Origin of the sequence: Dietzia timorensis (assembly GCF_020742175.1) — a bacterium.
Taxonomy (GTDB): Bacteria; Actinomycetota; Actinomycetes; order Mycobacteriales; family Mycobacteriaceae; genus Dietzia; species Dietzia timorensis_A.
Genome location: NZ_DYXM01000246.1, coordinates 12,318 through 35,119, shown reverse-complemented (window position 1 = coordinate 35,119; position 22,802 = coordinate 12,318). Strand labels below are relative to the sequence as shown.

The following is a 22,802-nucleotide window of genomic DNA, read 5'->3' as shown; positions in this document are numbered from 1 at the left end:
CTCCCGTCGTGCCTCGGCCACGGTGGCTGCCTCCCCGGGGTTCGAGGAGATCTGGTCCCAGGGGGAGGGGCAGGAGGAGATCAGCCTGTGGCGGGTGGAGGGTGCTGCCGCTCCCGCTGCGGCCGTCCCCGAGGACGCGATGGTCGCCACGGACGGCGCCCCGGAGGGCTGGTTCGCCCTCACCGCCGCCGGACTGCTCCAGCCCGGTGCCGGCATGCGGCTCACCGGCGAGCGGCAGGAGGCCGATGTCACGACGGACACCCTCCGGTGGCAGGCCCTGAACTCCGGCCGTCCGCCGACGCGGGGCAGCAGCCCGACGCTGCCGGCGTCGGACCCGCGACCGGGCACGATGGGGACCCGGGCGCTGGCCCCCGCAGGCACGCGCGAGGTCGTCGGGGAGACGACCCGGTTCTACCGGGGCCTCACCGGACTGGCGACGAGCTCGAGCGCGGCGGACCCCTTCGCTCCCTTCTGGCGCGGTGCCGGGCAGGGAGAGCCGGCCCTCGTCGACGGTGACTCCGAGACGGCCTGGGTGAGCGGGGACGGTGAGGCGCGCCAGCAGGTCACCCTGACCCTGCCGAAGGGGGCGCAGCCCGACGCCGTCCTCGTCCACGAGGCCTGGGGCGGCGACCTGGGGGAGATCACGTCGGTCTCGGTCGGCGACCGCGAGGGCAGCAAGCCGCAGGGGTCGTGGACGTGGCGGGTCCCGCTCGACGGCACGGAGCGCCGGTCGCTGACGATCGACCTCACGACGCGGGGAAGCGCGGGCGACGCGCCCCCGGTCGGCGTCCGGGAGGTCGAGCTCGAGGGTGGGCCCCAGCTCGGCACGGGGCTGGAGATCACCGCGGGCGAGGGGCCGGTCCTGCTGACCCGGGACCCCCGAGCCGCGGCCGAGGTCGCCGCGGGCGAGGACCCGGCGAACCTCGTGCGCCGTGTCGGGGACCTGCCCGAGAGCCGGGTGCAGGCGGCGGTCCGGGTCCGTCCCGGGGACGCCGGCCAGGACCTCCTCGCTGCGCCGTGGAGCCTGCAGGGCAGCACCCCACCGGATGATGCCGCGGGCTCGGCCGACCTCACCGACTGGCCGGTCGCCGCCATCGACGGCGACCCCGCGACCCGGTGGACACCGGCGACCGGGGCGGCCGAGCCCACCCTCTCCCTCGACCTGGGGAGGACGCAGCGGGTCGAGACGATCCGGCTCTCCCGGTCGGCGGGCTCGGTCACCGTCGAGACCGACTCCGACCGCTATGTCCTCCCGGCCGGCACGGAGCTGACCATCCCGCCCCAACGCACCCGCAGCCTCGACCTGACCTTCACCCGGCCCCCGGGGCGAGCCGCATGGTCGGCGCCCGAGGTGAGCCTGCCCGGCGTCGACGGACAAGGCGACGAGGTGGACCTCGACTGCACGGCAGCCGGGTCGGTCGGCCGGAGCAGCGGCAGCATCGGGCTGGCGCTCACCGCGGAGCGCTCCCGGCTCCTCGCCGGCGAGACGCTGCCGGCGACGGCCTGCGGCGACCTGCCCGCCGGGGACGGTGACATCACCGCCGCCGCCGTCCCGGGCCTCGTCCCGGAGCGCGTGGCCCTCGTCCCCACGGACTGGACCGCCCCCGAGGTCGGGTCCCCGCGCTCGGTCTCGAGCACCCGCGAGCACGCCGGGTCGTGGCGCATCGACGTCGGCGCGGGAGGGGACTCGGTGCTCGCCCTGACGCAGGGCGCCAACGAGGGCTGGCGGGCCGTCGACGAGGACGGCGACGAGCTGGCGCCCGTGACGGTCGACGGTTGGCGGCAGGGATTCGACCTGCCCGAGGGCGACGCCGAGACCGTCCGCGTGGAGTTCACCCCCAACGACGACCACCGGACGGCCCTCGGCCTGGGCGCCGCCGCGGTGGCCCTGCTCCTCCTCTGGCTCCTCCTGGAGCTCGTGCTGCATCGCCGCGCGGGGGCGGTGGAGGACGAGGCCGAGGCCGTGGTAGTGGAGCCGGCCCCCGTGCCACGTGGCGGGCGAGCCCCCTTCGTCATGGGGGTCCTGCTCGCGGCTGTCGTCGGCATCGTCGTCGCCGGCCCCCTCGGGCTGCTCCTGGGCGCCGTCGGCGCGCTCGTCCCCGTGCGACTGCGGGCCCCGGCCGTGGTCGTCGTCCTCGCCGGGGCGGGCGTCGCCCTGTCGGTGCTCGGGGTCGCCGAGCGTCAGTCGGCGGGGGCCTGGGTCTCCCAGGGGCTGGGAGCGCTCACCCTCGGGGTGCTGGCTGCGGCTCTGGTGCGTGCGGGCGTCGGTGTGCCAGAGCGAGCACCGGACGCTCCACCAGGGTCCACGACAGGTGCGCCAGACCCACGCTCGTCACCGTGACGAGGAGGAGGGTCAGGCCGAAGGGCGCCGCGAAGAGCCCGAGGTCGAGCACCGCGAAGGCCACCTGGAGCACGAGGACGTGCCAGAGGAAGACGGCGTAGGAGATGTCACCGAGCCAGCGGAGGAGGCCGGCGGCCGGTGAGTCGGTGAGGGCCTCGGTCAGCCCGCGGCTCGTGCCGGCGAGGAGCAGGCAGACGGCCACGAGTCCGTAGAGGACCTCTGCGGCGAGCGCCTCATCGGCCGTCGGCAGCTCGAGGCCGCGCGGCCCCGCGATCGACGTCGAGGCCAGGAGCCACAGGACGCCGGCGAGGGCGAGGAGGGTGCCGGGGCTCGTCCTGAGGACCTCGAGAAGGGGTCCTTCGGACACCGCGACGCCGGCGCGCTCGGCCTCGACGACGACAGCGACCGCGGCACCCAGCGCGAACCACGCCGCGTGACCGGGCGCGGAGGTGGCGACCATGCCCGCCCACCAGCCACCGGGCAGCAGCGCGGCACCGGCCTGCACGGCGAGCCCGACGACACCGATGCAGAGCAGGATGACGAGGAGGTGCCGCGCCGAGGCCCGGGGAGTGGCTCGCTTCGCCAGGGGAGCGAGGGCCGCGGCGACGAGCGGGAGGAGGAGGTAGAAGGTGACCTCGGTCGTCAGGCTCCACGACTGGGTGAAGGACTGGAAGGTCTCACCCGTCCAGCCCTGGCCGATGACGAGGTGGACGAGGACCGTCGGGATGTCGAGGGCGTCCGCGGCGGCCCCACCGAGGACGGCCGCGGCGACGACGACGCCGAGGAGGGCGAGGAGGTAAGCGGGCATGATTCGCGCCGCCCGGCGCAGGAGGTAGGTGCGCGCGGACCACGGCACCGGGTCCCCGAGGGCCCGTCGGACGAAGGGGGTGGAGAGGAGGAAGGCGGAGAGGGCGAAGAAGACGGCGACGCCGAGCTCGCCTCGGGCGGCCAGCCCGCCCATGACCCCCTCGGCGCTCGCGCCGGTCCAGAAGGCCACGTGGGAGAGCAGCACGAGCCACGCCGCGACGGCCCTGAGGAGATCGAGGCCGAGGAGGCGTGACCGGGGTCGCACGTCCGTGCTGATGTCGTCACCTACCATTCGGTAATCACAGACGATTGTGCTCCATGAGAGGGAGATCCATGACCTTGCGTCCCGTCCTGCGTGCGCGCGCACCCCTGCGGGTGAGCTTCGCCGGCGGTGGAACGGATGTCGCTCCCTTCCCCGAGCGTGAGGGTGGGGCGGTCCTCAGCGCCACGATCGGCAGCTATGCCTACGCCACCCTGAGGCCGCGCCTCGACGGGCACATCACCGTCGAGTCCCACGACTACGGCACGTCGATCGGCTATGACATCGGGGCACCCCTCGTCCTCGACGGCGAGCTCGACCTGCCCAAGGCGGCCATCGCCCGGATCATGCAGCTCGAGGGTGCCCTCCCCTCGGACGGCTTCGACCTCTTCCTCCACACGAACGCCCCGCCGGGCTCGGGGCTCGGGAGCTCCAGCGCGGTCATGGTCGCGGTCATCGACCTCGTCGCCCGGCACTGCGGCCTCGACCTCGGACCGCACGCCATCGCCGAGATCGCCTACCGGCTCGAGCGTGAGGACCTCGGGATCCCCGGCGGCTACCAGGACCAGTACGCGGCGGCCTTCGGCGGCTTCAACTTCATGGAGTTCCGTCAGGACGGCGAGGTCGTCGTCAACCCGCTGCGGGTGCGGCCGGACACCGTCCACGAGCTCGAGCACAACATGCTCCTCGCCTACACCGGTCGGACCCGCGTCAGCGACCACATCATCGAGGACCAGGTCTCCCGGTACGAGACGGGCAACGAGGACGCCGTCGCCGGCCTGCGGGCCCAGCGGGACCTCGCCGACGCGATGCGCGTGGCCCTCCTCCGCGGGCAGGTCGACGAGATCGGCTCCCTCCTCGGCGAGGCGTGGCGGGAGAAGCAGCGAATGTCCTCGAGGATCACGACACCGCTCATCTCCGAGGCGGTCGACCTCGCCCTGCGCTCGGGCGCGCTGGGGGGCAAGGTCACCGGTGCCGGCGGCGGTGGGCACATGATCTTCATCTGCGAGTTCGAGCGTCGCCACGTCGTCGCGGACGCTCTCCTCGACCTCGGGCTCACCGTCTCAGAGTTCACCTTCACCAAGCACGGCGTGACGACCTGGAAGGGCCAGCAATGACGACGACCGAGGCGGATCTCGCCCTCGTGACCCAGCAGCTCGACGCGGGCATCGCCGCGTGGGTGCGGCTCGCGCAGCAGGTGGGTGAGCCGCGGCTGCGCTCGTCCGTGGACGCGGCGGGACGGGTGGTCCTCGAGGCGCTGCGCGCCGGCGGGACGCTGCTCGTCGCCGGCAACGGCGGATCCGCTGCCATCTCCAGCCACGTCGCCGCGGAGTTCCTCGGCAAGTGCGTGCAGGACCGGCACCCCCTTCCTGCCATCAGCCTCGCCGAGTCGCACTCGTCGCTCACGGCGATCGGCAACGACTACGGCTTCGACCAGGTCTTCCTCCGTGGGGTCCAGGCCTTCGGCCGCCCCGGTGACGTCCTCCTCGCGATGTCGACCTCCGGCACGAGCCCCAACATCGTCGCGGCTCTGGGGGAGGCCCGTCGCCGCGGCGTGACCACCATCCTCATGACGGGCGCGAAGGGGGCCGGTCAGGGGGATCTCGCCGACCACCTCCTCGTCGTCCCCTCGGAGGAGACCCCCCGCATCCAGGAGGTCCACATGCTCTGGGCCCACGCGTGGTGCGAGGCCGTGGACCACGCGGTGCAGGAGCCGAGCTGACCCCGCGCCCCTGGTGGTTCGGGCCGGAGGCGCTCGAGCCGGGTACGGCGGACGCCCCCTTCGACCTCGTCCTCCTCGACCGCGACGGGACGCTCAACGAGCGCGTCGTCGACGGCTACGTCACCCGGCCGGAGGACCTCGTCCTCCTCCCCGGTGCGGCCGAGGCCGTGGCCGCGCTGACCCGTGCCGGCTGCCGGACCGTCCTCGTGACCAACCAGCGGGGGATCGCCCGGGGGCTCATGGGGCGCGCCGACCTCGAGGTCGTGCACGCGCGTCTGGTCGACGAGCTCACCGCGGCCGGTGCCCACCTCGACGCGATCGCGGTCTGCCCGCACGACGAGGGGGAGTGCTCGTGCCGCAAGCCGCGCGACGGGCTCTTTCGGGAGGCCCTGTCCCGTGCGCCGTGGGCTCGCGTCGACCGCTGCCTCCTCGTCGGCGACATGCCCTCGGACATCGAGCCGGCCCGAGGTCTCGGGATGCGGACGTTGAGGGTCGACGAGGTCACCCGGATCGGCGCCGGGATCGAGGCCCTCCTGGGCCGCCGCGCCGGTCGTGACTGGCCGCTCGATGAGCGACGTGGCGAAGGCCACGTCCCTTAGGCTGACGTCGGACCGTGCGGCCGCCCTCGAGGTGCTACTGTCCGGTAAGTTAAATCAGGGCCAAGGAGGGTCTACACGTGCGCAAGTACCTGTTGCCGGCGATCGTCATGTTCGTCGGGGCGTTCATTCTCACCATGGGGCTGCTCTTCCGGTTCTATGCCTACCCGAAGCTGGCCGTGGTCCCGAACGACCAGAACACGACGCAGACCGTGCAGGACCCGGACGCGACGTTCTTCGACGCCGACAACGTCCGCCCCGGATCCGGTGAGCTGACGACGACCGCCCGCATCATCGGTGACCCGGAGGCCGCCGAGGCCGCCTCCGAGGAGGCCGGCCAGGACGTCGCGGTCTGGAACAGCGGCCAGGTGAGCGACAACAACGGCGACAACTGGCCGATGGATGCCACGACCGAGGTCCTCGTCTTCGACCGCCACACCGGTCTCGCGGTGAACTGCTGCGGCGAGTCCAAGGGCGGTGAGGAGGTCAAGCGGGACGGTCTCCTCGTGAAGTTCCCCTTCGACGCCCAGAAGGTCGACACCTACAAGTGGTGGGACAGCACCGTCGGCAAGTCCTTCCCGGTGACCTTCGAGGGTGAGGAGGACCTCCAGGGCATGACCGCCTACAAGTACACGATGGAGGTCCCGCTGACGAAGTACTCCTCGCGTGAGCTTCCCGGATCCCTCTTCGGTGGGTCGCCCACCTCCCCGGCCGTCGAGGCGGACCGCTATTACTCCAACAAGCGCACCTTCTGGGTCGACCCGGTGACCGGCGTCGTCCTCGACCGGGTGGAGGAGCAGAAGCAGGAGTTCCGCCACAACGGCAAGACGCTCAACGCGCTCGAGACCGAGTCGCGCTTCACCAAGGAGACCGTCGACAAGAACGTCGAGGACTACAAGTCCAAGTCGGCCCTCCTCAGCCTGGTGCACACCACGCTGCCCCTCGTCTTCACCGTCCTCGGTGTCCTCCTTCTCCTCACCGGCATCCTCCTCTCGGTGCTCATCGGTCGCCGGAGCCGCCTGGAGGAGCAGCCGGCCTACGCGGACCACCACGAGGACCCGGTCTTCGGGACCTCGCAGCCGGACGAGACGACCGCCCGTCGGGGCGACATCCACGGTCGCTGAGGTTCGTCGATGCGGGTAGTGGTCACCGGTGGCGCCGGCTTCCTCGGCTCCCATCTCTGCGAGCGGCTCGTCGCCCGCGGGGACGAGGTCGTGGCGCTGGACAACTTCGTTACCGGTGACCCGGCGAATGTCGCGCACCTCGCCGACTCCCCGCGCTTCGAGCTGCGCGACGTCGACGTCACCCGCGATGTCACGGTGGAGGGTGCGGTCGACCTCGTCCTCCACTTCGCCTCGCCGGCGAGCCCGGTGGACTACCTCCAGCTGCCCATCGAGACCCTCGAGGTCGGCTCCATCGGCACGATGCGCGCCCTGTCCCTGGCCCGGGGCAAGCGGGCGCGCTTCGTGCTGGCCTCGACGTCCGAGGTCTACGGGGACCCCGAGGTCCACCCCCAGCCCGAGACCTACTGGGGCAACGTCAACCCCGTCGGCCCGCGCGGCGTCTACGACGAGGCCAAGCGCTTCGCCGAGGCGATGACGTTGGCCCACCGGAGCACGCACGGCATCAGCACGGGGATCGTGCGGATCTTCAACACCTTCGGTCCGCGGATGCGGCCCAACGACGGTCGCGCGATCCCCAACTTCATCCGGCAGTCGCTGGCGGGGGAGCCGGTGACCGTCGCCGGTGACGGCTCGCAGACCCGCTCGATCTGCTTCGTCGACGACCTCGTCGCCGGGATCCTCGCCCTCGCGGACAGCGAGCACGCGGGACCGGTCAACATCGGCAACCCGCACGAGATCTCGATGCTCGCCCTCGCCGAGTGGGTGATCGAGCTGACCGGGTCCTCGTCGACGGTGAACTTCATCCCCCGCCCTGTCGACGACCCGACGGTTCGTCAGCCGGACACGACCCTGGCCCAGGAGCTCCTGGGGTGGGCGCCCGAGGTCGACATCGAGACCGCCCTGCTGCGGACGATCGACTGGTTCCGCACCGAGACCGAGACCGCGCACTTCCCGGAGCCGCCGCTCGGCGCCCGGGAGACCGCCCACATCCTCACCGGTAGCTGACCGGTCACCGCCGGGGGAGGGTGGCGACGAAGATCGCCGTCCCGGGGAACCGCGAGCCGCGCAGGGGCGACCAGCCGCCCCATGTCTCCTCGTTGTCCGCGGGCCACTCCGGCTCGTGGAGCTCCTCCAGGACGAGGCCGGCGTCGATGATCTCGGCGATCCGGTGGCCCATTGTCCGGTGGTGCTCGACATAGGTGGCCCGCCCGCCGGCGCCCTCGACGTAGGGCGTCTCGTCGAAGTACGAGCCGGTGGCCGTGAGGCCCTCCTCGCCCGGCAGATCGGGGAAGCCCCACCGGAAGGGATGCGAGGTGGAGAAGGCGAGCCGTCCGCCGGGGCGCAGCACCCGGGCGAGCTCGACCATGAGACCGGCGCTGTCGGCGACGAAGGGGGTGGCCCCGTAGGCGGAGAAGGCGATGTCGAAGGCGTCGTCGGCGAAGGGGAGGCGGGTCGCCTCCGCCTGGAGGAGGGCCGGCGCCGGTCCCGGAGAGCGGGCGTCGATGCGGCGGGCGGTGCGCAGCATCCCCGCGGACAGGTCGCTCGAGACGACGCGCGCGCCGGCCGCGGCGCACCACCGGCCGCCCTGCGCACCCCCGCCGCCGAACTCGAGGACGTCCGTGCCGGCGAGATCGCCCGGCTCGCCGAGCACTCGCAGCTCCTCCTCGGTCCACCCCTCGGGGCCCCACACGAGGTCGGCGTCCCCTAGGAAGTGCCCGTGCTCGTCGGCGTAGTCCGCGGCCTCGCGGTCCCACCAGGAGCGGTTGGCCGCCACGGTCTCCGCCTGGCTGCTCTCGCGGCGCGGCAGCAGGCTGACGTCCTCCTCGGAAGCATCGGTCATGTCCCGGACCGTAGCGCAGGGTGTGTTTTGCCCCCCTCGCCGCGGGGCTCTAGGATGGGACAGCACTTTTGTGCCCACCCGGGCACGCGGGTGCAGCAGCACCCGTCCCGAACGATCACCTGTCCACAATCGGAGTTCCTACTACATGACTGCCAGCACGGTCGACACGACCGCCCCTCAGATCGCCGTCAACGACATCGGCTCTGAGGAAGATCTTCTCGCCGCGATCGACGCCACGATCAAGGACTTCAACGACGGCGACATCGTCGAGGGCCACATCGTCAAGGTCGACCGCGACGAGGTGCTTCTCGACATCGGCTACAAGACCGAGGGTGTCATCCCCTCGCGAGAGCTGTCCATCAAGCACGACGTCGACCCCTCGGAGATCGTCGCCGTCGGCGACGAGGTCGAGGCCCTCGTCCTCCAGAAGGAGGACAAGGAAGGCCGACTCATCCTGTCCAAGAAGCGCGCCCAGTACGAGCGCGCCTGGGGCACCATCGAGAAGATCAAGGAGGAGGACGGCGTCGTCACCGGCACCGTCATCGAGGTCGTCAAGGGCGGCCTCATCCTCGACATCGGCCTGCGTGGCTTCCTCCCCGCCTCCCTCGTGGAGATGCGCCGCGTCCGCGACCTCCAGCCCTACGTCGGCAAGGAGATCGAGGCCAAGATCATCGAGCTCGACAAGAACCGCAACAACGTGGTCCTGTCGCGCCGTGCATGGCTCGAGCAGACGCAGTCCGAGGTCCGTTCCGAGTTCTTGCACCAGCTGCAGAAGGGCCAGGTCCGCAAGGGCGTCGTCTCCTCGATCGTCAACTTCGGTGCGTTCGTGGACCTCGGCGGTGTCGACGGTCTCGTTCACGTCTCCGAGCTGTCCTGGAAGCACATCGACCACCCGTCCGAGGTTGTCGAGGTCGGTCAGGAAGTCACCGTCGAGGTTCTCTCCGTCGAGCTGGACCGCGAGCGTGTTTCGCTGTCCCTCAAGGCGACCCAGGAAGACCCGTGGCGCCACTTCGCCCGCACCCACGCGATCGGCCAGATCGTGCCGGGCAAGGTCACCAAGCTCGTTCCGTTCGGTGCGTTCGTTCGCGTCGAAGAGGGCATCGAGGGTCTCGTCCACATCTCGGAGCTGGCCGAGCGCCACGTCGAGGTTCCGGACCAGGTCGTCGGCGTTGGCGACGACGCAATGGTCAAGGTCATCGATATCGATCTCGATCGTCGTCGTATCTCGCTGTCGCTCAAGCAGGCCGACGAGGACTACACCGAAGAGTTCGACCCGTCCAAGTACGGCATGGCCGACAGCTACGACGAGGCCGGCAACTACATCTTCCCCGAGGGCTTCGATCCCGAGACCAACGAATGGCTCGAGGGCTTCGAGAAGCAGCGTGAAGAGTGGGAGCAGCGCTACGCCGAGGCGGAGCGTCGCCACAAGCTGCACACCGTGCAGATCGAGAAGGGCCGCGCCGCTGCCGAAGAGCAGGCCGAGGCAGCCCCGTCGAACTACTCGTCCGACGCTCCTGCTTCCGAGCAGGCGGCTGCTCCGGCAGCCGAGTCCGCCGAGGCCGGCGGCACCCTCGCCAACGAGCAGCTCGCTGCTCTGCGTGAGAAGCTCGCAGGCGGAAACAACTAAGATACGTGCCCACCGCATGCACTGACATGCGCTAGCGCGACCGGCGATTCCCGGGTTCATAACGAACCCGGGAATCGTCGTATTTGTGCCTTATCCGCGGGATTTCGCTCTGCGCCCCTCCCGCGGGCACAAACAATCTTCTAAGCTGAAGCACGTGTTGATACTTGGATTGACCGGAGGAATCGGCGCGGGCAAGTCGACCGTGTCCGCGGAACTCGCTCGGCTCGGCGCCGAAGTGATCGACGCGGATAAGATCGCGCGCGAGGTCGTCGCTCCGGGAACCCCGGGCCTCGACATGCTCGCAGCCGAATTCGGCGAGGAGATTATCGACGCCGACGGGGCACTTGATCGCGCAGCCTTGGCGGAGCGGGCCTTCGCCAGCCAGGAGCGCACGGCCGCACTCAACTCGATCACCCATCCGCTCATCGGCGAGCGAACCATCGAACGCTTCGCCCAAGCACCGCAGGACGCCATTGTCGTCCACGACGTACCGCTACTCATCGAGGGAGGCATGGAACCCGGGTACCACCTCGTCCTCGTTGTGGACACACCCGAGGAACTCAGACTGCAGCGTCTCGTCGAGCTCCGCGGGCTCACGGAGGCGGACGCGCGGGGAAGGATTGCCAAGCAGGCGACGGACGAGCAACGGCACGCGTCCGCCGATATCTTGTTCGACAATTCGGGTTCGGAGTCGGCGCTCCTGGAACAGGTCCGAAAGGTCTGGGACCGGCGTCTGGTGGTCATGGCCAACAATCTGGAGCATCGCCACCCGGTGTTTCCCAGCGATGCCGTGGTGGACGTCCGCCCGGAGTGGGCTGATGAGGGCAGGCGCGAAATCGCACGAATTCGGCACCGCGCGGGAGACCTGTGCGAATCCATCTCCCATGTCGGCCCGACCGCGAAGCAACAGCCTGCGGTCGATCTCATCGAGATAGATCTTCGCCCCAATTCTGTCGACGTCGTCGAGACGCTTCGCACGCGCCTTCAAGAGGCGGGATATATCGCCGATGACGCCGGAGACGGAAAGCTCCGCTGGGTCGATCCCGAACGACCCGTCGCTTTGAGAATCGCGTCCAACGATCAAAGCGACATGACCGTCGCCGCCGCCTGCGCGGATCGAGAAAGCTAAGCGAGGCGTGGCGGCGGTCAGCCGAAGCTGACGCCGCCACGCCACTGCGCCGCTACTCTTCGGGGACTATTCCACCGTTGTCGACGACCTCCTCGACGGTGACGGTGCGTTCGACCGTGGTTCCGGTTTCCTCGAGCTCGATTGCCGGGGCGTCCGTGTTCGTCGCGTCACTTGGACTGACGGTGTTGACGGGGCCCTCGCCGACAGCTGTGGAATCGGGCACGTTGCGCTGTTGCACACCCGGAAGGTTGATCTTCGACAAATCGGTATGCGCCAGAAACACGTTGTAGGAATCCCATGTGGTGACCACGAAGTAGAGATCATTCCCCGTGGACCACGGATGGATAAATCCGCCGTATGCTCCGGGGAGGACCGAATAGTCGATAAGCGTCGTCGCCCTGCTCCACGGTCCCTCTGGACTCGGCGCCGTCCTGATGATCACGGAGCGCGTACCGGAGGAATACATCGAAACGTAGCGCTGAAGTCCTGGGTGCCATTGCACCGAGAGCTCGCTTACCGGGCTCGGAAGCACGGCCTTTGCCCTGTCGATGTCCACAGTCCACGATGAGCCGTCCCAGTAGCGGTAGGCGCCGGCATTGCGGATATCTTTCTTGGCGACCCGAGCAAGGCGTGCGCTGCCGGATCGACCCGACGGGGTGAGATATTCGTAGATGTACCCGTCCCGGCCATCGACGAATGAGCTCATCTGCGCGTTGAACCAGGAGTCGTCCTTGGCCGGTGCGGACTCCCCGGCGCTGACATGATCGGTAATCGGGCGTGCGAGAGAGCTGTCGACCGTCCACGTTTCGCCGTTGTCCGTTGAATATGCCAGACCTGAATAATTGGTATCCCACGTGCTGGGGACGCCCCAGTGGTGAACAGACATGAAGCGCAGATATTGGACGCCGTCGACGGAGATCCCCGCTGTGGGAATAATGGTGACCTCGCCGGGCGCGCCTGTGCGCGGAACCATTTCCTTCGCCAATCCGTCTTCATCGGTGAGTACCGAGTCGACGGACAATCCGTCGGAAAGATCGGGATCGGAGGTGCGGAACATGACATTTCCGCGCCATTGATTACCCGGTATGTCGCAATCGCCCATGGTGTCGCCGAACGCCATGAGAACTTGATGGTTCGCCTGGTCGCCGTTGTCCCACATCAGCCCGAGATCAGTGCCGCCGATTCCATATTTGGCAGGAGTGTCCAAAGGGCTAGTCGGACCGGTGAGAAGCTGCTTGATGCGAGTCGGGCCATTTAGTACAGGGACGGTGCCTTGTTCGCCCGTGGTCCACTGTGGGAAGCCCAGTACCGAACCCAGGCCGGCATCGAGGCTGCCCGATACGGAGTTGCCGACGCTTCCGGTTTCCAACTGTCGAATGATTTCGCTATCGCGGGTCAGTGCAAGAGAGCCCAACGGATTGAACAACGACCCCAATGACGCGGTCGAGGAGCCTGCGGACCCCAAGGCGCCCTCCAACTCGGCGGAACCTGCCATCATCCCTGCCTCGGTTTGGGCATTGAGGAGGGAACCGAAGTTTCCGAACATCTCGCTGCACGGCCCGGCCGAGGCGTCGGGTGCCGATATCGGGATGGCTGGGATCGTCGGAGCGATGACGAGCGCGGCGGCCATGCACAGGCCTGAAAGCGCGCGGGTATAGCGGGACACGGCAGTCTCCTTAGAGGAAGATGGGTAGACAAAATAATAAGTCGGCGTGCCCCATCATTCATCCAGTTTTGAATGAATTTCTTATGTGTTCTTTCGCTGCTCAGGGCTTGATCTGTGTCAAGAGGGTTAGAAACCCGGGATAGGAGTCCGGCTGAGTTCCTGGACCTCGCCCGTCGTGGCCGGGTCGGGGCGATTCTCGGGGGTGATCTCACCGCGGCGTACGTAGTCGAGATTGGTTTTCATGAGAAAAACGTTGTACGCATCCCAGGTTGACACGGTGAAGTACATGTCTCGGCCGTTGAGCGACCACGGATGCACGTAGGCGCCGTAGATCGACGGCAGACTCTTGGACGACAGAAGCACGTCCTCGCCCGACCACGGGCCCACAGGGCTGTCAGCCTGTCTCATGACGATGTTGTTGTCTCCGTTGGTGTAGAGCGCAATGTAGCGGCCGAGGTATTCGTTGTAGGCGACGGACAGCTCCGACACGGGAGCCGGAATGACCGGCGTCGCGCGGTTGAAGTCGCCGGTCCACTCGCGCTTGCCGGCGTCCCAATACTCGTAGGCGCCGGGATTCTCGAAATCCTGCCAGTATTCTTGGCCTTGTTCGTTGCGGATACGCACCCGACCAACACGGGCATCGCCCTGACGACCCGAAGGTGTGAGGAACTCATACGCGAAGTCGCCGTCCTTGACGAAGGCGCTCATCTGGCCATTGTCCATGCGAGGCGGCGGATCATTGCGGCGCTCCTTGCGAGGGGCGTCCTGGCCGGGCTGCGGAACTTCGACGTCATGCTGGAAGAAGTTCGCCGGTCCGACGGGAAGTCGGTTCTGTCCTGTGACGCGCCACGTCCAGGGCAGCTGATTCCAGTTCTCGCCGTTGTCGCCGGAAACCGCAAGTGAGGAGTAGTTGGTCTCCCAGTGCCCGGGTTGACCCCAGTCGATCACCGACATATAGCGCAGGTACTGCTTGCCCGCGACGGAGATGCCTGCGGTGGGGATGACTGTACGTTCGGCGCCGGGGATGCCGGAGCGCGGAATGATGGACTTCGCCAGGCCTGGCGATTCCATCGGTGCATTGTCGAGATTCATCCCGTCCTCGAGGATTCCGTCCTTGGAACGGAAGAGGACATTTGAACGCCACTGCGAGTCGCCAATGCAGTTACCCATGGTATCGCCGACCGCCATGAGTACCTCGCCGTTGCCGTTGTCCCACATGATTCCGAGGTCGGTGCCCGTGATGCCAAAGCGGTCAGCGGTTTTGTTCGGGCTCGTCCGGCCGGTGACTAGTGCGACAGAGTCGGTGCGCCCGGTGAGTTTCGGCATGTGCCCGCCGAGGTTGTTGAACCACGGAATCGAGTTACCGACGAGGGCGTCTGCAACGTTGTTGAGGATGCCCGCCTGGCTTGCCGCCCGGTAGACGCCTCCCATGACGAGCTCTCCCGGCGTTCCCATCGTCCCGACGCTTCCATCGCCGAGACCCTGGCAGGGGCTGGCATGTGCGGTCGGTACCGAGTCGGTGGAGATGCTTACGACGGTCAAGGCAGCGGTTGCGGTGACTGCGGCGAGGGCGAGGGATGAGGCCCTCCGGACGAGGCGTGGCATGGCCGGCATGTGCATTCCTAGCGCGTCTGAGCATGGGTATTTATTCGACAAGCTTAGTTGTCTAATGCCGGGATTTCAGTACGTTTTAAGTGAAGAATTGGGAAAAGAATGAGAGTTGCTTGAGTAGTTCCCCTCAGCTGAGCCCCATGCGCCCCAGGCGTTTCTGTCCGCGATACCTCGTACGATGGGTGCATGGCGTTTGCAACTGAGATCCCCGACGACAATGACCCCTATACGGTGCAGTCAGAGTTCCGCCCGATCGGAGAGATTGAAAGGTCCAGCGCGCCGTTCGAGGTCGAAAGCCCGTACTCGCCGTCGGGCGATCAGCCTACGGCGATCGCGGACCTGGAGAAGCGTGTACGGGACGGTCAGCGTGATGTCGTTCTGTTGGGCGCGACAGGTACCGGTAAGTCCGCCACCTCTGCTTGGCTGATCGAAAAGTTGCAGCGTCCGACTCTGGTCATGGCGCCGAACAAGACTCTCGCGGCGCAGCTGGCGAACGAGCTTCGCGAGATGCTGCCGCATAACGCCGTCGAGTACTTCGTGTCGTATTACGACTACTATCAACCAGAGGCGTACATCGCGCAGACCGATACCTATATCGAGAAAGACTCGTCGATCAACGATGATGTCGAGCGACTGCGCCATGCGGCAACGTCCTCACTTCTCTCCCGGCGCGACGTTGTCGTCGTGTCCTCCGTGTCCTGCATTTACGGTCTCGGTACCCCGCAGTCGTATCTCGACCGCTCGGTGCCGCTCCACGTAGGCCAGGAAATCGACCGGGATGATTTCCTACGACTCCTTGTGGACGTGCAGTATTCGCGCAACGACATGGCGATGACGCGTGGAACCTTCCGCGTCAAGGGCGATACCGTCGACATCATCCCAACGTACGAAGAACTCGCGATACGTATCGAATTCTTCGGTGATGAGATCGATTCGCTTCATTACATCCATCCACTTACGGGCAACACGATTCGCACGGTCGATGACCTGCGCATCTTTCCGGCGACCCACTACGTCGCGGGCCCCGAACGCATGGCGAAGGCGGTCGCCAGCATCGAAGCGGAGCTGGAGACGCGGCTCGCAGAACTCGAAAAGCAGGGAAAGCTCCTGGAGGCGCAACGCCTCCGCATGAGGACAACCTATGATCTGGAAATGATTCAGCAGGTCGGGTTCTGCTCGGGCATCGAGAACTATTCGCGCCATATCGACGGACGCCCGGCGGGAAGTGCGCCGGCGTCGCTGCTCGATTACTTTCCGGAAGACTTCCTCACCATCATCGACGAGTCTCACGTGACGGTGCCTCAGATCGGAGCGATGTTCGAGGGCGACATGTCACGCAAGCGGAACCTCGTCGATTTCGGCTTCAGGTTGCCGTCGGCCTTGGATAACCGGCCATTGACGTTCGAGGAGTTTCGCGGGAGGGTCGGCCAGACCGTGTACCTCTCGGCAACGCCGGGAACCTTCGAATTGACGGAGGCCGGAGGGGAATTCGTTGAGCAGGTCATCCGCCCGACCGGTCTCGTCGATCCGAAGGTAGTGGTCAAGCCCACCCATGGGCAGATCGACGACCTCATCACGTCGATCCGGGAACGTGCGGAAAAGGATGAGCGCGTGCTCGTCACCACGCTGACCAAGAAGATGTCCGAAGATCTCACCGATTACCTCGTCGAACTCGATATCCGGGTGAGGTACCTGCATTCCGAAGTCGACACGCTTCAACGTGTCGAGCTTCTTCGCCAGCTTCGACGCGGAGATTTCGATGTGCTCGTCGGCATCAACCTCCTGCGTGAGGGGCTCGACCTTCCCGAGGTGTCGTTGGTGGCAATTCTCGACGCGGACAAGGAAGGCTTCCTCCGTTCGACGACTTCGCTGATCCAGACCATCGGGCGCGCGGCGCGAAATGTCTCCGGCGAAGTGCACATGTATGCAGACCGTATTACCGATTCGATGCAGTCGGCGATCGAGGAAACGGAACGGCGTAGGGAAAAACAGATCGCTTACAACGAGGCTCACGGCCTTGATCCTCAGCCGCTGCGAAAGAGCATCAACGACATTCTCGACATCGTGTACGAGGAAGCGAATTCGCAGGATTCGGCAAGCGAGAGTGTGACAGGCGACGCGACGATGATCGGGGAGTTCGAGCGCCCCAAGGACATGCCCGCAAAGGATCTCGAGAAGCTCATCGGCGAACTCACGGCGCAGATGAAGTCCGCTGCCGGCGAGCTGAAGTTCGAGCTCGCGGGAAGGCTGCGCGACGAGATCGCCGATTTGAAGAAGGAACTTCGCGGAATGAAGGACGCGGGTCTGGAATAAATTCCGAGCGGGCCATTTCGCAACGTCGCAGACATTACTGGCCTAGAATTGGCTAAATTGTTGTGCTTGTTTCGCCCATAGCGTTATTACAATGGGTCCGAATTGACCGAAAGAAAGGGTTCGTCCATGGCCACGTACTCCAAGGTGCTTGTCGGGACCGATGGATCGGAGACATCGCTCAAGGCTGTGACAAAGGCCGCCGAAGTCGCCGAGGCGCATAACGCCGAACTGCTCATCGGTTGCGCATATACCCCGCTCGAATCCCGTGCCAGCGCTGCGGCGGCCGACGAACTCGGCTCGGATGCCTACCAGATCCAGGGAGATAATCCCGCGGGCGACATCGTGCGCGCGGCGCGTGAGCGCGCTGTTGCAGCCGGTGTTCCCTCCGAGCGTGTGAAGACGAAGACAATCGAGGGAGGTCCGGTCGACTCGCTCATCAAGCTGACGAAGACCGAGAACATCGACCTGCTCATCGTCGGAAACCGCGGGATGAACTCCTTCGCCAGCCGAATATGGGGCTCAGTTCCCGGGGACACCGCCCGTCGCGCAGACTGCGACGTGCTCATTGTCCACACAACCTAGGAAGCGGAAAAGCGGAACAGGTTCGTTTTCGCCCGTTTCCGGGCATCTTCAGCGATGCCGCGGGAGTCGGGCGAGGCGTCACGAACAGAAATTCTCCAGCCCGGCGGCATAAACAGTGTCCGCGACCTGCCGCGCATCTGTGCCGGGTACCAGTGATGCCACGGATTCTGCGACCGGCATGATTTCCTTGATACGGTCTGGCTTCTGCGACTCTCCACCGCCGGCGGCGCAGACATTGGATGCCAAAGTTGCCAGAGTGTCGGAAACGGGTGCGGGGAGATCTCCCATCCCAGCCTTCGCGAGCGCGTCATCGAAACCCTCGCGCTGAGTAGTGCGCGCATTCTCTGTAGGAGTCGGGGACTCCGAACTAGAAGAGTCCGGAAACGAAGACGGGGGAGTGGCCTCGTTCTCGTCGCCTCCGCATCCGGACATCACGACACCCATAGCCAGGAACGCGATGCTCGCCAAGGCTCGCGTCGAAGCGGGACGTCGACCCGAGCCGACGCTTGTTGATGCAGATTCCACACCAGGGAGCCTATAAGAAGGCAGCCGGGGAGTTCGCGGAAACACGCTAGCTATTCGCCCCGAGTTCGGCAGGAACGACGCCGTCAAACACGATGTGTAGCTGCTGGGTGGCGCGTGTGAGTGCGACATACAAGTCCTGCATGCCCTGGATCGATCCGCCGGTAATCTCGCCAGGGCCCACAACGACGACGTGGTCGAACTCCAGGCCCTTGACCCGGCGGACATCCTCGACCTGAAGCAGACCTGCGTCTTCGGTAGAGGCCGACAACACGGACTGCAGTTCGGGAAGTCGCGCGAGCTTCGCGCATCGCTCGGCCGTTGCGACGATCGCCGTGCTGCGTCCCTCCTCCAAGGTCGCCAGAATTGACATCAAAGTCGATTCGATCGCGCCCGAATCATCCAACGGGGCGTCATGCCAGCCCACCGGATACCGGCCTTCACGTACCGGGCGCGGGGAGGAGATCGTGTCACTTATCGACCGTAGGAGATTGTCCGCGACAGCCGTGATCGTCGCCGGGGTGCGGTAATTCACCGTGAGCTCACACAGCTGCCAGCGGTCCTCTACATACGGTGAGAGCGCCTGCCCCCACGCATCGACGCCGGCGGGATTGGAGGTTTGCGCGATATCGCCGACAAGCGTCATCCACCTGTTCGGTGAGCGGCGCATGACCATACGCCACGCCATCGGGGACAGCTCCTGGGCCTCGTCAACGATGACGTGCCCGAACGCCCAGGTCCGGTCCGCCGCGGCGCGCTCTGCGACCGTGAGGTCCGAATCGGCGCGATTTCGCCGTGCCAACGCCTCAGCGTCGACGATGTCGTACGCGGCGAGGATCTCCGAATCTGTGTCCTCGAACTCCATATTCGCCGAGCCCTGGAGAATCTCCAATGCCTCTTCGGCCTGCCGGAGCTGCTCTTGCCAGGCTCGTTCCTCTTCCTCGCGCTCCGCCTCGGAATCGACGCCGAGGATCTCCGCGAGCTCGTCGATGAGCGGAACATCGGCAGGTGTGAAGGCATGGCCGTCGGTGCGGAACAGTGCCTCCTGGTCCTCCTCGACATAATCAGAGGCGGACGAGGAGATCGCCTCACGAGAGGACAGCAGGTCCGCCAGAACGTCCTCGGGCGCGAGGATCGGCCACCACTGGTCGATCAACGCGGCGACCTCGTCGTGATCCTCGAGCTCGGCGCGGACGTTCGCGAGATCGTCGGCGGTGAGGAGGTTGCGTTCGAGCGCCTCGGGGCCGCCCTCATCGATCCGGGCGACCTGTCCACCCTCGGTGACGACATCGACGAGCCCGGAATCGTCCGCAGCGTCGAAATCCGGGTCGGAGAACAGCGCGGCCTCGCGGGCCGCGGATTCCGCGTCGCCCGCCGTCACATGAAGGGGCCGTCCCACGACGTCCGCGTACACGTCGGTGAGCTGGTCGAGGAGGACATCGACAAATGCAGGGCGGGCCCTGTTGTGCGGCTTGCGCGACATCCGTGCCCGCCCGCGGGCCTTGCGAACCATGGCGGGCGTGACATCGAGCGATACGCCGTCGACCGAGATGGTCGTCTTCTCACTAGGGGAGGACTGCCGGTCCTTGACCGCACGTTTGAGGATCTCGACCATGTCCTCGGACCCCTTGACCTCCTCGGCGTGTTCGGGCTCGGTGTCGACGGCCTCGATGCCCGGGTATAGGTTGCCAATTGTGCGAAGAACGACGCCGGATTCGCCGAGCGACGGCAACACACGCTCGATGTAATCGAGGAACGTGGAGTTCGGACCCAGGATGAGCACGCCGCTGCGATCGAGCTTCTCGCGGAAGGTATAGAGCAGGTAAGCGGCACGGTGGAGGGCGACGGCGGTCTTACCCGTACCGGGTCCGCCTTGCACCACGATGACGCCGCGGTGCTGGTTGCGGATGATCTCGTCCTGCTCGCGCTGGATCGTGGCGACGACGTCGGTCATATGGCCGGTTCGCGCCCTGTCGAGAGCCTCGAGCAGCGCGCCCTCACCGGCAACGTCCGCCGCGTCGAGCTCCTTCGCGCCCGAACGCGCGGCCAGCTCGGCATCGAGATATTCGTCGTTGATGTCGACGACCTTGCGGCCGTGGGACCGGATATGACGTCGCCTCTCGATGCCCTCCGGTCGGGCTGCCGTCGCGAGGTAGAAAGGACGCGAGAGGTCCGAACGCCAATCAAGCAGGAGCGGGGTGAGCTCGGCATCGTCCTCGCGGAGACCGACTCGGCCCACATAGTTCGTCGACCCATCGGACCCGTCGAGCCGACCGAAGCACAAACCCATGTTCGCTGCGCGATAGGTCGCGAGTTCCTGGTTGTAGAGGCGAATGTAGGACTCGCGCTCGGAGCGGGCCTGAGGGGTGCCGCCGCCGGCGGAATGTGCCTCGTCGAGTCGGCGTCGCGCCGTCGACTTGAGCTCCTCCAGCCGGTCGTAGAGGCGCCCCATATACTTCTGCTCGCTGGGCAGGTCCGGGTGAGTCAAAGTGTGTTGTGCCTCCTCGACATCCGAAGTGGACGTGGCGATCCAGCCTACGTGTTTGCGCGCTGTGGCAACCGACAACGTGGCCCTTCCGGTGGTGCAACTCGGAAGAGGTGGAAAACATTCCCCGCCCGGCCGCGAGAACGGAGAGATCGTTCTCACACCGACGAAAAAAGACCGTCCCATCCGGCGGGCCGATGGGACGGTCTTGAACGCTGGTGCGCGTTGGTCTTACTTGCCGGCCTTCTTCGCAGCCTTCTGGGCGCGCTTCTTCGCCTTATCCGCACGCTTCTTCGCCTGCTTGCGGTACTGCTTGCCCGACTTCTCGGCCTCCTTCGCGCGCTTGGCGGCTTCCTCGCGAAGCGCCTTGCCGCGGGTCTCGGCCTCCGAGCGGAGGTTGAGTGCGGAGGTGCGCGCCGAATCGAGCAGCGGGGTCGCGTTGGCGCGCAACTTCTCCGACTGGCCCTTGACATCCACCTCGGAAAGACGCGTACGGGCGTTGTCGAGGAGCGCACCGGTGTCGGCGTTCTGGACGCGATGGGACAGGTTCTGACCGGCGTCGGATGCCTTGTGCGCGAGGGAGGTGGCCGCGGTCGTTGCCTTCTCGCTCCACACCTTGGCGTTGTCGGGAAGGTTCTCGCCGACGTTCTCGGTCACGTTCGACAGCGCCTGCGAGGCGTTGTGCGACTGGTCGCCGACGGTACCGGCGAAGCTACGGGCATCCGAGCCGATGGACTGGGCCGTCGACTCGAGGGCGCTCCGCAGCGAACGGGCCTCACCCTTGATGGCGGGCAGGGCCGCCGAGACCTCGCCCCGAGCAGCCTGGGCGCGCCAGCGCAGCCCCGGCTTGCCCTGGGTGTCCTCTGCCGCGAGGAAGAGGCCACCGAGAAGCGCGGCATCGGTCGCGAGGCCGACGAACTTCGTGTCCGAGCCCGACAGCGAGCCGCCGGGGGTATCCGAGAAGCGCGCGACCATCGTCGGCGCGTGTGCCGCAGCAAGTACCGTCGCCGACAGACGCGGGGCCTTGCCGATCGCGAAGAGCGCGCCGGCGCCGATCTTCACCGCGGCGAGGGCGCGGACGGCGTTCTTCGAGGTGGTGTCCGGCTTTGCCTGGACCTTGGCGGCCTTGTCCGCGGCGGCCTCGCCGGTCGGGCCGGAAGGCGCGGCCTTCTCGGTGTTCTTTGCGATGCGGTTGACGACCGGCGCGGTGGCCGCAGCGCGCTCGCCGGGGCTGCGCAGCACGGAAACGCCGTCGAGGATGAATACCGAGGCAAGCATCGGTCGGGCGATAAAGCGAATCATTCGTTATCTCCTATAGTAGGGAACTTACTCCACGGTAGTGGTACCACCGTACGTCGTGCAGAAACGGCTGGACATGGACGGATCAGCGGGCGATCGGAGCCCGATTCTCCGCACATCGACCACGGCAACAGCGAAAGTTACCAGCCGCGATCGCGCCACTCGCCGAGGTGCGGCCGCTCGTCCCCGAGCGTGGAATCGTCGCCGTGGCCGGGGTGGAAAGCGACTCCGTCGTCATACCTGGCGAAAATGCGCGATTCGAGGTCGTCCATGAGCGAGGTGAACGCCTCGGGCGTGGAGGTTTTGCCCGGGCCGCCCGGGAAAAGTGAATCGCCGGTGAAGATGTGGGTTTCGCCGCCGTCCTCCAGCACGAGTGCCGCACCCTCAGTGGTGTGGCCATGGAGGGTGATCACCTCGAGCGAGATGCGCCCGCACTCGATGGAATCGCCGTGGCTGACCACCTCGTCGGTGGGGACGTCGATGGCCTCGGCGTCGCCCGCGGGGGCCATGGTTTTCGCGCCGAATTCGTCGACGATGTCCCGCAGTGCCAGCCAGTGATCCGCGTGGGAGTGCGTCGTGAACACGACCAGCCCGCGCATCGACCGATAACCGCGCAGGAAGCGGACGAGCTCGGTGGGATCGTTCGCCGCGTCGATGAGGAGGACCTTGTCGGAGTCCTTGCACTCGACGAGGTAGGCGTTATTGTCCATGTCGCCGAGCGAAATTTTTGTCACCAGCGCGTTCGGGGTGGAAAACTGCGCCGCGGTGCGCGGCTCGGGGAGATGACCGGTGTATTCGTCGAGCAAGGTGATGTCGTCGGTGCTCATGCGATCCAGAATACCGGTCCGGTCGTCACGCGACACCGAATAGAGAGTTTT

General features: G+C 66.6%; 17 protein-coding genes. 10 read left to right on the top strand and 7 right to left on the bottom strand.

The window, feature by feature from the left end; all coding sequences use genetic code 11:
• Positions 1-2,341: discoidin domain-containing protein (locus tag K8V11_RS12985; RefSeq protein ID WP_303915078.1), on the top strand; the 2,341-nt coding region annotated here is incomplete at its 5' end.
• Here the strand turns inward: K8V11_RS12985 and K8V11_RS12980 are convergent.
• Positions 2,223-3,440: an acyltransferase gene (locus tag K8V11_RS12980; protein WP_303915075.1), complete on the bottom strand. Its 1,218-nt coding sequence runs from the start codon at positions 3,438-3,440 to the stop codon at positions 2,223-2,225. The genes K8V11_RS12985 and K8V11_RS12980 overlap by 119 nt on opposite strands.
• 41 nt (positions 3,441-3,481) lie before the next feature.
• Here K8V11_RS12980 and K8V11_RS12975 point away from each other — a divergent pair, with 41 nt between their 5' ends.
• From K8V11_RS12975 to K8V11_RS12955, 5 genes are all read left to right on the top strand, one after another.
• On the top strand, positions 3,482-4,525 hold the full coding sequence (locus K8V11_RS12975) for a GHMP kinase (protein WP_303915073.1): 1,044 nt from the start codon (positions 3,482-3,484) through the stop codon (positions 4,523-4,525).
• Positions 4,522-5,130, top strand: a complete 609-nt coding sequence (locus K8V11_RS12970; protein ID WP_303915070.1) for an SIS domain-containing protein — start codon at positions 4,522-4,524, stop codon at positions 5,128-5,130. The genes K8V11_RS12975 and K8V11_RS12970 overlap by 4 nt, the downstream gene beginning before the upstream one ends.
• Positions 5,088-5,729 (top strand): HAD-IIIA family hydrolase, encoded by a 642-nt coding sequence (locus K8V11_RS12965; protein ID WP_303915068.1) that lies wholly within the window; start codon positions 5,088-5,090, stop codon positions 5,727-5,729. The genes K8V11_RS12970 and K8V11_RS12965 overlap by 43 nt, the downstream gene beginning before the upstream one ends.
• A gap of 77 nt (positions 5,730-5,806) precedes the next feature.
• Positions 5,807-6,850, top strand: coding sequence for a DUF3068 domain-containing protein (locus tag K8V11_RS12960; RefSeq protein WP_303915065.1), 1,044 nt, complete (start codon positions 5,807-5,809; stop codon positions 6,848-6,850).
• A gap of 9 nt (positions 6,851-6,859) precedes the next feature.
• Positions 6,860-7,855: a UDP-glucuronic acid decarboxylase family protein gene (locus K8V11_RS12955; protein ID WP_303915063.1), complete on the top strand. Its 996-nt coding sequence runs from the start codon at positions 6,860-6,862 to the stop codon at positions 7,853-7,855.
• A gap of 4 nt (positions 7,856-7,859) precedes the next feature.
• Here the strand turns inward: K8V11_RS12955 and K8V11_RS12950 are convergent, their stop codons facing one another.
• On the bottom strand, positions 7,860-8,690 hold the full coding sequence (locus K8V11_RS12950) for a class I SAM-dependent methyltransferase (RefSeq protein ID WP_303915061.1): 831 nt from the start codon (positions 8,688-8,690) through the stop codon (positions 7,860-7,862).
• Positions 8,691-8,835: 145 nt separating this feature from the next.
• Between K8V11_RS12950 and rpsA the strand changes: the two genes are divergently transcribed.
• Together rpsA and coaE are read left to right on the top strand one after the other, a co-directional pair.
• Positions 8,836-10,317: a 30S ribosomal protein S1 gene (rpsA, locus tag K8V11_RS12945; protein WP_303915058.1), complete on the top strand. Its 1,482-nt coding sequence runs from the start codon at positions 8,836-8,838 to the stop codon at positions 10,315-10,317.
• A 154-nt stretch (positions 10,318-10,471) separates the two neighbouring features.
• Complete coding sequence (gene coaE, locus K8V11_RS12940; RefSeq protein WP_303915055.1) at positions 10,472-11,446, top strand: dephospho-CoA kinase; 975 nt, start codon at positions 10,472-10,474, stop codon at positions 11,444-11,446.
• A gap of 52 nt (positions 11,447-11,498) precedes the next feature.
• On the opposite strand, the gene K8V11_RS12935 is transcribed toward coaE, so the two are convergent.
• Together K8V11_RS12935 and K8V11_RS12930 are read right to left on the bottom strand one after the other, a co-directional pair.
• Positions 11,499-13,112: a DUF4185 domain-containing protein gene (locus tag K8V11_RS12935; protein ID WP_303915053.1), complete on the bottom strand. Its 1,614-nt coding sequence runs from the start codon at positions 13,110-13,112 to the stop codon at positions 11,499-11,501.
• A 126-nt stretch (positions 13,113-13,238) separates the two neighbouring features.
• Positions 13,239-14,726 carry a DUF4185 domain-containing protein gene (locus K8V11_RS12930; RefSeq protein WP_303915050.1) on the bottom strand — a complete coding sequence of 496 codons (1,488 nt, stop codon included), beginning with the start codon at positions 14,724-14,726 and terminating at the stop codon, positions 13,239-13,241.
• 183 nt (positions 14,727-14,909) lie between these two features.
• Here K8V11_RS12930 and uvrB point away from each other — a divergent pair, with 183 nt between their 5' ends.
• Together uvrB and K8V11_RS12920 are read left to right on the top strand one after the other, a co-directional pair.
• On the top strand, positions 14,910-17,036 hold the full coding sequence (uvrB, locus tag K8V11_RS12925; protein WP_303915046.1) for an excinuclease ABC subunit UvrB: 2,127 nt from the start codon (positions 14,910-14,912) through the stop codon (positions 17,034-17,036).
• A gap of 126 nt (positions 17,037-17,162) precedes the next feature.
• Positions 17,163-17,618 carry a universal stress protein gene (locus K8V11_RS12920; protein ID WP_303915043.1) on the top strand — a complete coding sequence of 152 codons (456 nt, stop codon included), beginning with the start codon at positions 17,163-17,165 and terminating at the stop codon, positions 17,616-17,618.
• Between the two features lie 571 nt (positions 17,619-18,189).
• On the opposite strand, the gene K8V11_RS12915 is transcribed toward K8V11_RS12920, so the two are convergent.
• The 3 genes from K8V11_RS12915 to K8V11_RS12905 all read right to left on the bottom strand — a co-directional run bounded on the left by K8V11_RS12915 (position 18,190) and on the right by K8V11_RS12905 (position 22,751).
• The gene (locus K8V11_RS12915) at positions 18,190-20,628 is read right to left on the bottom strand and encodes an ATP-binding domain-containing protein (protein ID WP_303915041.1); all 2,439 of its coding nucleotides are present in this window, start codon (positions 20,626-20,628) and stop codon (positions 18,190-18,192) included.
• 228 nt (positions 20,629-20,856) lie between these two features.
• On the bottom strand, positions 20,857-21,927 hold the full coding sequence (locus K8V11_RS12910) for a DoxX family membrane protein (RefSeq protein WP_303915039.1): 1,071 nt from the start codon (positions 21,925-21,927) through the stop codon (positions 20,857-20,859).
• Between the two features lie 137 nt (positions 21,928-22,064).
• Complete coding sequence (locus K8V11_RS12905; protein ID WP_303915035.1) at positions 22,065-22,751, bottom strand: MBL fold metallo-hydrolase; 687 nt, start codon at positions 22,749-22,751, stop codon at positions 22,065-22,067.
• Between the last annotated feature and the right edge of the window lie 51 nt (positions 22,752-22,802).